At 38.0% G+C, this 14473-nt stretch carries 8 protein-coding genes and 1 pseudogene; all 9 read right to left on the reverse strand.

Annotated features, from left to right (window positions below):
- Window positions 1-133 precede the first annotated feature (133 nt).
- Window positions 134-898 carry a winged helix-turn-helix transcriptional regulator gene (locus MSMAS_RS12100; protein WP_011034360.1) on the reverse strand — a complete coding sequence of 255 codons (765 nt, stop codon included), beginning with the start codon at window positions 896-898 and terminating at the stop codon, window positions 134-136.
- Window positions 858-1358, reverse strand: a complete 501-nt coding sequence (locus MSMAS_RS12105; RefSeq protein ID WP_048038721.1) for a hypothetical protein — start codon at window positions 1356-1358, stop codon at window positions 858-860. The genes MSMAS_RS12100 and MSMAS_RS12105 overlap by 41 nt, the downstream gene beginning before the upstream one ends.
- Window positions 1359-1537: 179 nt before the next feature.
- Window positions 1538-2002 carry an IS200/IS605-like element ISMma21 family transposase gene (tnpA, locus tag MSMAS_RS12110; RefSeq protein ID WP_011032309.1) on the reverse strand — a complete coding sequence of 155 codons (465 nt, stop codon included), beginning with the start codon at window positions 2000-2002 and terminating at the stop codon, window positions 1538-1540.
- A gap of 333 nt (window positions 2003-2335) precedes the next feature.
- Window positions 2336-2743: a pyridoxamine 5'-phosphate oxidase family protein gene (locus tag MSMAS_RS12115; RefSeq protein WP_011034358.1), complete on the reverse strand. Its 408-nt coding sequence runs from the start codon at window positions 2741-2743 to the stop codon at window positions 2336-2338.
- A gap of 1400 nt (window positions 2744-4143) precedes the next feature.
- Window positions 4144-6942 (reverse strand): PAS domain-containing sensor histidine kinase, encoded by a 2799-nt coding sequence (locus MSMAS_RS12120; RefSeq protein ID WP_052273705.1) that lies wholly within the window; start codon window positions 6940-6942, stop codon window positions 4144-4146.
- A 2565-nt stretch (window positions 6943-9507) separates the two neighbouring features.
- Window positions 9508-10107 carry a pyridoxal 5'-phosphate synthase glutaminase subunit PdxT gene (gene pdxT, locus MSMAS_RS12130; RefSeq protein WP_011034355.1) on the reverse strand — a complete coding sequence of 200 codons (600 nt, stop codon included), beginning with the start codon at window positions 10105-10107 and terminating at the stop codon, window positions 9508-9510.
- A 313-nt stretch (window positions 10108-10420) separates the two neighbouring features.
- Complete coding sequence (gene pdxS / locus MSMAS_RS12135; protein ID WP_048038723.1) at window positions 10421-11317, reverse strand: pyridoxal 5'-phosphate synthase lyase subunit PdxS; 897 nt, start codon at window positions 11315-11317, stop codon at window positions 10421-10423.
- Between the two features lie 396 nt (window positions 11318-11713).
- Window positions 11714-12742, reverse strand: coding sequence for a phosphatase PAP2 family protein (locus MSMAS_RS12145; protein ID WP_226987596.1), 1029 nt, complete (start codon window positions 12740-12742; stop codon window positions 11714-11716).
- A 174-nt stretch (window positions 12743-12916) separates the two neighbouring features.
- Window positions 12917-14350 (reverse strand): annotated as a pseudogene (locus MSMAS_RS12150) (IS66-like element ISMma14 family transposase).
- Window positions 14351-14473 lie beyond the last annotated feature (123 nt).

The following is a 14473-nucleotide window of genomic DNA, read 5'->3' on the forward strand; positions in this document are numbered from 1 at the left end:
AAGGTAGTTTTGGGGTTTAAAAGATGATGAATTGAAAAACAAAAGTATTCTGACATAAAAAAAGATGGCAGTAAATTGCGGTTAACTTTTCTAGATCCTTTTTGTATGTAACATATGCAGAGCAATTAAATATTTACTTGTATCTTTCTATCAGGTTTTTGTACGAAATGTTTATTTTATAGATTATACTTCTTCCTCTTTTTGTTTCCTTTATAAGGCCTATTTCCTTAAGGTTTTTCATATACCAGCTAATCGTACCCCTTGAGACTCCAATTTCACGCGCAAGCTCCACGTTTGTATTGCATTTACCATTTAATATTTCTGAGATTATCCTTTGATTCGTTATGCTTTGAGAAGCCACAAGAACTTTCTTTTCTCTTTCACCATACATGGAGTTATTCTGGAAATACCTTATTTTTCCACTGTCTTTATAAACATCAATTTTTTTTTGAGTTTCCAGAATTTGTATGTGATACTTAACCGTTCCCCTGTTCAAGCCCATACTTTTCGCAATATCACTAAAACAGACTCCAGGATTAGCTTTAATATAGGCATAAATGCTATCCCGGGCAGGATTGTCAAGTACGTTTACTCCATCTACAATTCGGAACCCGAGTATTGCGAAAATAAGCTTTGCAGGGTTCAGCAGTATATCTATTATCGATAATACGTGCATCAGGGCCAGCCACAGGAGGAACTGCCAGTAAACTGTAAAGTCCTTAAGTTCTATTACTTCTTCTCCATTAATTGAAGCTCCAGATTGATCGCTCGGAAAAGGACTTACAGTATATTCGGTAGCCTCGGCTGTTGTTGCTAGAATAAAAAATAGTAAACAGATGATAAGCTTTTTTTCAAGCTTAGTGCTGGTAAAGATTAAATGTGTAGTCCTCGGTTCCACTAACCGATTCCCCATAAACCTTGAACTCCCAGCTTCCCTGTTCTACATACCCCTGGGAAGGGTCGATACTGAAATGTATCCTGCCATTTACGCTTCCATCAGAATTATCACGGTAGGGTCCCAAGTTACTTCCCGATGGGGTAGAGATCCTAAGCGTAAGAGAATCACTCGTATCTCCCCAGTTCAAGTCCACTTCAAGATAATTTATTCCTGAACCTACACTTACATAGTGAGTTTTAGTCTGTCCTTGAGTTATGTACTGGGTTGACAGCACAGAGAAAATGGGGTTTTCTGCATCAGATGAATTTTCTACCCAAGGGCTAATAATATAATCTTTTCCGGCAGAAGTAAAAGTATCTTCTGTGTCAGAATTTACCGTGTATTCCTCTTCGGCTGAAACTGCAGGAATAAAAATCAGTCCCATAATTATACATATTATTAATATTTTCCATCTTTTCATATTACTACCCAAAAAAAGGTTAAAAGCCCGACTATATATAACTTCTGTGCAAATTCTCAAACAATCAGCATGCCTGCTTTTATGAAAGAATATTACAAAATCAAAATCAAATTGCGGGCGGCCACCCCACCCTAAAGGATGGGGTATGCTTCGGGCCGCCCGCCCGGTTGTTTTGGTAGTTAGAAATCATCAAGTTTTCTTTGCTCGGATCTCATGAATCTATACAATTGAGACTCTTCACTCGGTTTTCCTTGCGATTCTTTAATGTAATGCTTAATTGTATCAGCAGTTACGTTTCCAACGGATCGATAGAACTTTCCATTTGACCATAGACTTCCACCCCAATACTGTTTTTTAAGATCAGGATGGAGCTTGAACAGTCTGTAAGAACTGCCTCCTTTCAAATATTGAATTACCTCTGACAGAGAATTACTTGGATGGAATTCCAGAAACAAGTGAACATGATTGTCTACTACTTCCATTGCATGTATTTTGTAGCCATTTTTAGTGCAAATGTTACTGAAAATTAACTCGCAATCTTTTTTAATTCGCTTATTGTAGAATATACTGTATCGATACTTAGGCACCAACACGATGTGGTAGGTAATCTGACCATAGCCATGGCTAAAACTGTGTAATTCCAACTGATATCACATCCTAGCCATAGATGGATGGCACCATCGGTGGCTATGGTGCCAAAAACAAGCTTATTTTACAAAAAAAGCAAGGATTAAGATATTTAAAGTGAAAAACGAAGAGGCGAGGGTTCACTTCATCCCCACCCTAAAGGATGGGGTATTCGTGACCCTCTGCGCTCCCTTAGTAATAATTGTCTGAAGAAAGACATCAGATAACATTTATTCGGTGTACTATGTCGAATCTCATCGAAAAAAGAGATGATATGAGGACGAAAATAACATCCTCATAATCAGAATAAAATCAGAAATTTTATTACCTATTAAGAGAAACGAAAGGACTTAGAGAAGCTGCTTTCCAGCTCCATCGCCGGATTTGCACTCGTAAACTTCCGTGATCTTCATGATGGCAAGGGCTTTTGCAGGGAACCTCTCTCCCATTTTCTTGACAGTCTTATACATATTCTCATATTCTTCCCCGTCAGTTTTAATCTCGAAATCCCCTTTTATCTGATAGCAGCCCTTGATCTCGGGACCCCATACATAGATTGCTCCCCTTGGATTTTCTTCAAGGTTGTGGCGAGTCTTATGGAAGTAGTTATCCGCAATCCATATTGTCTCTCGATCTTCCTGAAGCTTACAAAAGCCAATTGGTATGACATTCGGATCTCCATTTCTGGAAGCAGTTGCAAAGGGAAAGATCTTCATTTTTGCAAAGTCTTCTACCATTTCGTTGCTTAATTTTACCATTTAATTCACCCCTTCATTAGATCTATATTTACCAGAATAAATTTTTACACATTACACTATCACACTATCACCCTATCACTTATTTAATAATTTAGAGGGTTGATGGTGTTTTGAATTATAACTAACTAAAGAGCGACAAATATATAAAAAATTGGTTATCAGGGATTGGAGCAAAGAAGAATACTGTTCTAAAATTCGTAAAATTAAAGTCAATTGAAGCATCTTGAAAAAAATCCATCTTAAAGGTCTAAAGTCACTGAACTTACTGCCCCCCAGGAGCCTCTTTAAATCTTATGCTCACACAAGCATTTAATTTTAAGAAATATCAGTGACTTCAGACCTTTTATAATGGTAGTACTTGCTTTTGTGGGTTTACTGTACTGGTTTGTTACAAGTTTGGGTATGTTTGTGGTAGAGTTAAGTGGTCTTACTTCTTAACCCGAAATATAATGGATAATCATTATATATCAACTTATTTATATAAAATTTTTCAGTGTATTAAAAGTTATGTTTGAGTAAAAAGTTTCAAAGTAAAGAAAAAAACTTCAAACACATATTAAGGTTGATAACACCATTTTTGTTAAACAGCATTAGTTCAAAAAGAAAATAATGTTTATCACTCTTTCGTCACCACCATTAACTCCATTAAACAGACTTTCTTTAATAGTTCAGACCAGGACAGATTTAGCTCAGGTTTAAGGGAGTTTATCCTGTCAGTCTGAGGCCCTTTTGAACTCCTATTGCTGAAAACCATTTGAATTTTATCCAGTAGCTCTTTCCATGAAAGCTTTAAATCCGATCTGAGAGCATTTATTTTTCAAGTTCGTGGTCGGAAAGCCCTACTGTCATATCCATTGCATATAGTCCCGCACCATGTTTAACCGGTTCTTCAGTCATCCCTATTCCTCCTGTTCCCTTTCTATGTCTTCCAGTTCTTCCTTAATATAAAATGTATTTACTCTTCTTAAAAACACCTGATAATTAGATAATTCGTAGGATAGTTACTAATTAATAATTATCAATACCTTTTTATACAATTATACTTATGGTAATCCCCGACAGGTCGATTGTTCCATTCAGACACAAAAACTTCCTCCTTAATCATTTGTTGTCACAAGACCCCTACTAAACTCCCGGTTATCGACCTGTCATTTCCTCTGTTTTTAGAAAAAGTTTATTCTGTAAAAAGTTCGAATACTACAACTTGCACCAAATTATGGGGATATATAATAACAAAAAAGTATAGGCTGTATTGTAGAGATTGTGCACAAAAGTTTTTTCAAAAATTATCCTGATAAATGTATAATGCTCTCTTTTTAAGAATCATTCAAATTAATATAAGGAAATCAGTTTTCTAATTGTTCGGATATCTAAGTAAATCTATTTTTATTTATTTTTCTTTAATCTCCGTTATTGCATGTATTAAAACAGATATTAAATTCTGTCCCTTGATCTCTTCCAATTTTTATTTTACCGTCTAACTGATCGACAAGGGTACTTACAAGTTGCAGACCGAGTGTGTCTGTGTTTTCTAAATTAATATTGTCTGGGATGCCAATTCCGTTATCTGAGACTGTAAGGGTGTATTTTGTGTTTTTTCTTTTAAGCTCGTCTTTACTATTCGACTCATTTATAACCCCTTCACTGAAGAGCTTAATTCTAATTGTACCTTTATCCCGCCCCTGGAATGCATATTTGAGGGAGTTTGAAATAAGTTCGTTAACAATCATTCCTAAAGGAACTGCAATATCTGTATCAAAGAACACATTATCCTCAAGATCCAGATCTAAACTAATACCGGAATGTCCAACACTATAAGTCTGGAAAAGGTTTTCAGCAAGCTTCTCAAGATATAACGAGAAATTCAGCTTTTCAAGCCCTTCACCTTCATGCAGTTCCTTATGGATATACGCGATAGACATTACTCTGTTCTGGCTTTCCCTGAAGGCTTCAAGAACTTCGTAGCTATCTAAATGGTTTTTATTTCTGAATTTTTCAGCTGCAAGGTCCAGAAGAGAGGAGATAACCTGTAGATTATTCTTAATCCTGTGATGAATTTCCTTATTACGGGCAGTCTCAATTTTTGCAAGGGCTTCTTGAGCCACTTTTTTCTCAGTAATATCCCTGAATGTTACTGCAAATTGACCTTTTTCAATCCTATCGATTTGAATAGTAAACCATTTGCCTGGCATGTTGCCAAAATTCTCAAACTGAATAGATTCGCCTGTCTGGTCAACTTTTTGATAAGCTTCAAACCAGTAATCTTCAACATCAGGCCATATTTCACGCATGGTTTTACCAATTTGTGCTTCCCGCTCACAACCTGAAAGTCTTGCTCCAGCAGGGTTTATATCCAAAATTAATAAGTCACAGAGTGTACCATGCTCATTATAGATTGCTTTGCAATTTGCAAAGCCTTCACTGATAGAATTGAATAAAGTTTGATACTGTTCTTTACTCTTGCGTAGGGCTTCCTCTGCTTTTTTACTTCTGGTTATGTCTTTGACAATAGCCGAGATAGCAGTCAGTTTTCCAGTGACATCGAAAACTGGGGAAAGAGAGAGTGAGACATTTATTATTATACCATCTTTTCTTAATCGCAAAGTCTCATAATGCTCAACTTTTTCTCCCTTTTTAATTCTCTCAATTAATGCTTCCATTTCGTGATCTGATGGGAATGGCACCAGAGTAGTCATATTCTTTCCGAGAATTTCTTCGGCTGTATAGCCGTATATCTGCTCTGCTCCTTTGTTCCAGCTTGTGATAATACCATCAAGGGACTTAGTTATGATAGCATCATTTGATGATTCTACGATATTCGCTAGATACCGAATTTTTTCTTCTGCCTGCTTGCGTTCGGTGATATCTGTAGTGATGCCCATTAGTTGACGGATTCCTGAATGCAGTTCGATTACCGAACCTTTTGAGCTCAGCCAGTGGATACTGCCATCCGGCAAGAATATGCGGTACTCCTGATCGTAGAAGTCTTTACATTCAATCGCTTTATTCCAGGCTTGTGCAACCCGCTCCTGATCCTCGGGATGGATCATAGAAATAAATTCCTCGTACTTTATGGGTGAGCTTTCGGATCTACCAAGCAGAGCATTCATTTGAGGCGTTATTTTCCAGTTCGCCCGAAGATCCCACATCCACATTCCAGCTTTTGAACCCTCCAATGTTAACCGCAGATGCTCTTCGCTTTCCTTTAAAGAATCATAAGCCTTCTCAAGCTCTTCTGTACGTTGTTTAACGAGCTCTTCTAAATTGTCGAGGGTTTCTTTTAGTTTAGCTTCTGCTTTTTTTCTTTGAGTGATATCCATAAATGCGGCAACACCGCCACGCACATTACCTTCGGCATCATGTAATGGACTGGCTGATCCCAGAAGGGCCCTCCATTCCCCACCTGGCAGCAGTACATCTATCTCTTCGTTGCGCACGTCGATGCCTTTAAAAGCAGCTTTTTGCATGGGTAATTCGTCTGTAGCCAATTCATGGCTTTTATGGAAGTAACGCCGTACAGGTACGATATTAGCTGATACGTTTTCTCCAGTTTTAACTCCATAGAACTCGTTTGCCATCTTGTTGCCGGTTATATTATCGCATTGAGGGTCGTGACTAATCAAGATGGCAATAGGCGCAACTTCCATAACTGTCTCTATTTCTTCGGCCCGCTGATGAGTTTTCTCTTCAATCTGCTTTCGTTCGGTAATATCTATAAAAATTATAGCAATCTTTCCTTTCTCAGGACTGAATACGTAAACATCAAGGTATTTACACATTTTCTGGCTAAAAACTTCAAAATGCTTTGCTTTGTCTGTGAACGCTATTTCTAAATACTTTTCAACTCGCTTGCGGTCTACATGAGGGAACACTTCCAGTACAGTTCTGCCTAATATTTGTTCCCTCTTCATCCCTGTATGGAGTTCAAAAGCAGGATTTACCTCAAGGTAACGATAGTCATAGGGCTTACCTTCTTTGTTACAGATAATTTCTGCAAGGAGGAAACCATCTGTCATATTCATAAAGAGTGTGCGATATCGCTCCTCACTTTTTCGCAACTCCTCTTCTGCATGCCTGAGTTCTTCATCTTCCGTTAAGCGCGTTCTCAGGCTATTTAATTCTTTTTTCAAGGAATTATTCTCATATAAGAGTGCCTGATATGATATAGGCTCTTGGCTATCTGTTCTTTTAAAAACCATATATAGCCTCAAATTTAGATTTCCTGATTATTTAGCATCAGACTCAAAGATACAGGTTTACCTTTGAATGATTTTAAATTCAAAGTTTGTTAATTTTCCAGTCTTTCTTAGAGAACAATACATCCATCAAATTACCTGTATCTAACCCAAATTTGACAGAAGCACATATTTTGTAATGTCTAAATAGGCTTCATGCTTCTGTTTTCTTTATACAATTCAATGTTTTGTCTTGCATCTTATGATTTTTGACATTTTTCATTTTGTCAAAATATAATGTGTCAATGCAATGTGTTTTGTGTAATAAAATACTATATTAATTAGTAGATTCTGTCAAATTAGGGATCTAACAGAATAGCAGAATCTATTATTTATCCCCCAACTTTATATATAAAATCACTTATATATAATTTCTACAAATCTAATCGTTTATTATTCAGAGTCTGTAGTATATATTTTTTTGTTTCAAAAAAGATTTTTAACTTAATAGAAGTGTATCGTCTTAAAAAATTAATTGATTATCCTGACTCCCCTGAATAAGTTATCCCGATCCTTAACCCTCTTCAATTCTGAACCATTTAACTGAATTTTACTAAACTATGTAACTAATTTTTCAATCCTTTTACTGCTTCTTCTTAGGCTATTTTTACTATTTTTCTGTATAATTTACATATTTACATATTGTACGTGAATACATACGCATTTTCATATTTCACAGTAAAAACTATACATACGTTCACTGTTAATCTGAAACCAATGCTCCCATTTATTTTCCGTAAACAGCCAAAAAAATACCTGGATTTTTTACCTCTAATATCTTTATGGTACTTATCTCTAGGTGTTTTTCCCTTTAGATATCCCATAATGCAATTACAGGGAAAGAAATAATACGATAGTTGAATATTTAAGAGTCATCAACTATCGTTTTGCTTCTTGTTCAAGACCCTTCGGGTTCGGACAGAATGTCCAAGTTCTGTCATGGAGGTTATTATTTTTAATTATTGGGGTTCGATAACATTTTTTACCGTTTTTTCGGGTCTATCTTAGGACATCTTTTAGGCTAAATGAATTCTTGCCATTTTTGAATCAATCCGTTTTTAGAATGTGCCGTTTTTAGATTGTTCCGTTTTTAGGGTGTGCCATTTTAAATTGCGCCATTTTTAATGTTTTCTACATATCCTACTTATTAACTCCCTGACTCTCTAGAATCTGCCTTCCAGTATCTAGAGAACTTTGGTGGTGTGTTTAAACTACTCTATTTTATGGTATGACTGCCATATGTGCCGAAATAAAGTCTCCCTCTTTTAGCCTAAAATTATGTTAGAAGTATTTTTCTCCTGACATCGCCCTCTTGTATATATCTGATAATATATAGCCTAAACCATGATGTTTCTTCAGTTAACTATGGATGGAGAAAGGGACTCTGGATATTACCATTTTTATGAGTTTTTCCAATAAATTGAAAACAATGAAATTAAAATTTTCTCAGGCTTTAAAATTTCAGATATAGATTCAAAAGAAGATATAAATTCATAGAACCGACCTTCCGCAGATGTCTTCAAAAAAATAACATTTTTACTGTTATCGTTTTTGAAGAATTATTCTAAAATCTGCAGTTAATTTCTCGAATGAAGTTTCGAAAAATAGGTGCCGGAAGTATTCAATGAAGGCAAAAAATCGAAAATAATGGGATATTTCAAAAACACATATTGAGCAGCCAAGAAATTTTTTATAAAAAAACGACAGCAGCAAAAATTGTAAAAATTGAAGGGACATCTGCGGAAAGTGGGATAGAATAGACGACTCAGTTCCAAAATCTAGTGATTTTTGCATTTTTTGATTGAAACGTTGAATTTCCAAAAAGAATTCAGTCTTCAATCTAATTCAATATTCGAGCTCTACCGGCATCAATTAAAAGGTAATATTCAAAAGTTGCGACAATTTTCAAAATCTAGTGATTTTTAATATTAAGTTCATCACTAGATTTTAGCATTGTGTCGAATAGACCAAAAATAATAAAACTAAATACATTTTAAAGTAAAATCTATAACATTTTATTTTTGGCTTGAAACTAACGCGTCCCACTGATTCACTCATTCCAAAAAATGGCTTTTAAGGGTAAAAGGTTTATCAGACTTGGTATTTTGTTTCGTATAATACAAAGTCCTTTTAGAAAACCTTAGCATCTTCCAACCAACATAAAAAATATTGAGAATCTTTTGCCTTATGTCATAAGAATCAATTTTCTCAATTTCATATTCAGGTCGTGTCCACAAGTTATTGATCAATTCAAAAAAAGCAAGTATATCCTCTCTATTTGAGAGAAATTTAAAGATATTCATATGGATGTGATTTTCAATAACTCATGCCCATTACAGGAGATTGTTGAAACGAAAATATTCTCAGTTGACGAGCGTATAACAATAATTAGTAGAATTATCACAATTATTGGAAAAAAAGAAGGAGAGAGTACGTGATGAGTTTTCTCATCACGTATTTTCATGCCAAACGCAAATAAATTGGGTAGGTTTCGGAAAAAAACCCATGAACCTGATCCATACTGTAATTCTAGCAGTTCAAAACTTTATCCAGGAAATACTGGTGAATTCTAAGGTCATCGGTTAATTCCGGATGGAATGCAAGTGCCAGCACATTTCCCTGCTCTGCAGCAACGATCATGCCTTCAAGCCTGGAAAGCACCTTCACGCCCGGCCCGCAGCTCACGATTCCCGGAGCCCGGATAAACACGCCCGTAAATGGAGAGTCAAGGATAAACACCTCAAGTTCTGCCTCAAAAGAATCCCTCTGCCTCCCAAAGGCGTTCCTGTTGACCCTGGTATCCATAATCCCGAGCAGTTCCTGACCTGTCTTTTCTACCTGCCGGTCTCCTTCCTTTGCAATGACAATCAGCCCTGCACAGGTCCCGAGGATAGGAACTCCCTTTGCAGCCGCTTCTTTTATCTCCTCTGCAATTCCCTCGCGGGCAAGCAGCCTGCAAAGCGTTGTACTCTCCCCGCCAGGAATCACAATTCCGCTGCACTCCGGCACAATTCCTTTGTGCTTTATCTCAACTACCTCAGCCTCAACCCCTCTCTCTTTAAGGGCTCTCCTTAAAGCATCAACATGCTCAGAAACCGCTCCCTGAATAGCGATTACACCTATTTTCATTAAAAACACCATTTTCCAGAATTAATCCGGCTTATAGAATCGAAAAATATAAAGATTAAACTGGTTTATTCTTACAAACCTGCAAGAATAAATCTGTTTTTAAAAATTGAATTTTAGCCTCTTGAAAGAGACTCGTTTTATATCTGGTAATTAGTCCGTTTCAGCTAAGCTCAGTAGAACCCGTAAATTAGTCCCCTTGAGTTTATCTCACCGAAATAACTTATAAATTAGTCCTCTTGAGCGAAGCGAAGCGAGCGAAAAGGACACCGTCCTCCCGAGACGGGACTCGGGCGAGACGGAAATCGGGTTGGTTTTACCAGCCGCGTTCCTGAAGGGCTTCCTGCACAGGGATCATGTCTGCGCTGATGCCTTTCATTCCTGCACCCACGCCTTTTGAGATTTCTGCAAGTTTTGCAGGGTTATCGTAGTTATTGACGGCTTCAACAACTGCTTTTGCCATCTTTTCCGGATTTTCGGCTTTGAAAATACCTGAACCGACAAAGACTCCGTCTGCACCAAGGCGCATCATGAGAGCTGCGTCGGCAGGGGTTGCAACTCCACCGGCTGCAAAGTTCACCACAGGCAGGCGCTGCATTTTTGCGGTTTCGACCACGAGTTCGATAGGAGCTTCAATCTCTCTTGCGACCATTATAAGCTCTTCTTTGGTCTTGCCTGCAAGGGCGCGGATTTCTCCCTGGATCTGCTTCATGTGCTTTACTGCCTGGCTGACGTCGCCTGTTCCGGCTTCTCCTTTGGTCCGGATCATGGCTGCACCTTCGTTAATCCTGCGGAGGGCTTCTCCAAGGTTTCTTGCCCCGCAGACAAAAGGCACTGTAAACTGTGTTTTGTCTATGTGGTAGAAGGGGTCGGCAGGAGTAAGGACTTCGGACTCATCTACCATGTCAACGCCAAGTGCCTCTAAAATTTCGGCTTCTACAAAGTGCCCGATCCTTGCCTTTGCCATAACAGGAATGGTAACCGTATCAATAATCTGCTGGACAATTTCGGGGTCTGCCATACGTGCAACCCCTCCTGCTTTTCTGAGATCTGCAGGGACGGCCTGAAGGGCCATAACAGCAACTGCTCCGGCTTCTTCTGCGATCCTGGCCTGTTCGGGGGTTGTAACGTCCATGATCACACCCCCTTTCTGCATCCGTGCAAAGCCCCGCTTGATAAGTTCGGTTCCATGTCTCAATTTTTCAAATTCCATGAATGTCATCCTCGTTGTTTTGATCAGGTATATATGATATATAAGTTATACTGCCGTGAGAAATATGTTCCACAGGTGAAACGGCCGCAAAGTCCTTTCCACCAGTTACAACCAGCAGGTTGCGGTTTTCAGTTTGATGTTTCTCAAGTGAATTGTGAATACGCTCAATAGTAAAAAGCATTATTTAAGCTATTCCTTAATTGTAGATTACAGATTAAATTAACTTACGATGATTTAAAATTTGTTGTTTTTTATACTGGAAGTCAACATTAAACTGTCTTTTGTATCAACAGGGTCTGGTTATCTACGAAATAATATTATTTTAACCTTCTCAATATAATAGTGCATTTAACACCGGGTAAGGGGCTTTATCCTCGACCCCCTTATATCTTTTCTTTACTCAATCTGCTCCGTGGAGGCTATATTATACAGGCCCAGCTTTATACAGATACTGACAGAAATCCAGATGGTAAATGCAGGGATGAATGATTTTAAAAATTCAATAAGTGTATCGTCAGGGTAACCTGCAATGCCGATAATACCAAACCCCGCGTCAAGAACGAGAGCTGATAACCCGAACATCATCAGTGTAATAAATACCCTGAGAGCCCTCTGCCCGGTACTTCCTTCATCTTCCGGGAGCCCCTTTCTGATTATAAGAAGATATGCCGTGTTTGTCCCAAGGAAAAAACCCGCTACTTCCCCGCTTATAAGTGACAGGGATACAAAAACTACAGGGACGGCAAACATAGCCGAATAAAAAAAGAGGTTCTTTTGCCTGAAAGCGAGTTTAAAATTCTCTTTTTCAAAAAAATCGTCCTTTAGTGGGCTTTTTAAGAAGTATGTGAAGACAACCAGAAGAGTTAAACCCAGGGCAGCCCCGCCGATCACGTCCCCTAAAAAATGCCTTCCAAGGTACATCCTTGAAAAAGCCATGAGCAACACCACCATGGGAGCCAGTCTGCCAGCTGTCCTGCTATTGAAGACACGGGAAGCCCCTCCCCAGAGGGCAGTGGTAAGTGCAACATGCCCTGAAGGAAAACCGAAAGGGGAATCAGGAAATACTTTCTGGAGGCGAAACGACTCCAGAATCTCCCTGTCCGGAAGTTTAAAAAAGCCTGATTCGCCGTTTCCATTAAAAGGAGATGTATTTTCTATACCATCTTCCAAGTTAAGTACCCGGCTGTCCACAAAATCCGGCCTCGGGAAAGCGATCAGTGCTTTAATGGTCTCGGTTAGAAGAGCAGTCCAGAGCAGCAGCTGGAACAGAAGAAAACCCTTTTTAAAATCAATCCCGAGGGTGGCAATGATTATTATGCCTGCAAAAAAAGCAGAAGACCCCATTGAAGTTATTATAATCATGAGAAAAGTGAACCATTCGGTTCCAAGGGACTGGAGGTAAAGTATAGGCTCGGTCTGGAACAAGAAAATAACTCCTGATTTAATATTTCTCGGCAGAAATCTATCCGACTTTACCAAAAAGCCGGGAACCTGTAAAAAGTTTGTGCTGACAATATAATATTTGGTTTATAAAAAGATTGGACCGGGTAATTGTCCGATTAAAAAAATTGAAGAAAAGGAAAAAATAAAGGTAACTGCTCAGAGTATAGTTAACGGCGCTCCTATGAGCGCCGCACGAATACCCTCTAAAACAGGTAAACCGTTCTTTTTTCCTGTAGAAATGTACGCCCTAATTCTGCAGAAAGCTTGCGCTCCCATTGCTTTTCTGAAAGTTCCCGATATTTTCTGCTGTAGTTTCATCATCCTGATATCTCTTTCTGCCTGATTATTATCAAATGGAACTTTCAAATCTGTCAGGAATCTCAGAATCTTTTCTTTGTGTTCTATAAACCTATCCAGCAGATTCCTTGATTTTGTTTTTGGATTTTTACCGCGTTTTCCCTGTTTTTCAGGATTTAGAGAATGCGGATTTTCTTCAAGCGCTCTAATGATAATTGCATCAAACCTTTCTTCCAATGCTTTAATTTGCTCAAAATCAGGTTCTCTTAATTGCTCTTTACACTCATCAGTGTATTTCTTCATCTCAGTGAGCAGTTCATTCATCTCTTTAGCCCATGTCTGTTTATAGTTCTCTTCAATTCCTGTAAGTTCTCTCTGTAAATGAGCGTTACACAGAGCATGATCACAATCATAAACGTTGTAAGGTTTCCATCCATCATGAACTGCTACTCCCTTAAACTTCGGAAGAATTCCCATAGCATCTATTGCTTCTGCTCCTCTTTTTGTATGAGCAAAATAACATGTGTATTTTTCATTAGAAGCTACATGAAGCCAGTGTCTTTTTCCTTCAATCTTCATACCAGTTTCATCAAAATTGATTACAGGCGAGGCTAATAACTTCTCTCTAATAACGTTTTCAAATTCCTCTAAATTCTGGAAACATTCTCTTTCTGCTCTAATTATCGTAGCAGGACAGATTTTTATTCCCATAATGTCTTCAAATAACTCAGAAATTCTATCATAAGGAACAAACTGGTAATTTTTACAGTAAATAGCTGAAGCTAAAATATTAGGGCCATACTGAACCGGATATTTCACTGATTCGGGAAAAACGGCTTTATTCAACTTTCCACAACAAGGACAGGTTTTAATCTGACTTTTATGTTCTGTAACAATTAGATTTACGGGAGGAATGTCAAAGACCTGTCTTCTCTCATAAGCTTCAACTTCAACATTCTCAAGGGTAGATCCGCATTCTTTGCAGCAGGTCAAAGAATGTTCTATTACCTACTCAGGATGATCAACCATATCAAGAGTCGTGCCTGGATGACCTTCCTGACCTCCAGGTTTCTTCCCGCTTGGTTTACGCAGACTCTTGGGATTAGGTTTCTCTTTGACAAAATAATCAGTAGAAGGAGGTCGACTGCTGTTACGACTGTTTTGATTTAAACGAGATTCTAAGGCTACAAGTCTTTCAGTGAGTTCTTTAACTTGAGATTCTAAACTCTCAATGTAAGCTACAATAATTTCAGGATTTGAAGCACAGTAAGAAAGAATCTCATCACGTTTCATAAAGCTAAAAAGGAATCATTTTATATCCAATTTTTCCTCGGAACGAGGAAAAATGTGTAGCCTCGTTAAGGCTACCTGAATAGTTACAAATAAAGAACTGAAAAAAGAAAAAAATAAGGGAAG

Source organism: Methanosarcina mazei S-6 (assembly GCF_000970205.1).
Lineage (GTDB): Archaea > Halobacteriota > Methanosarcinia > Methanosarcinales > Methanosarcinaceae > Methanosarcina > Methanosarcina mazei.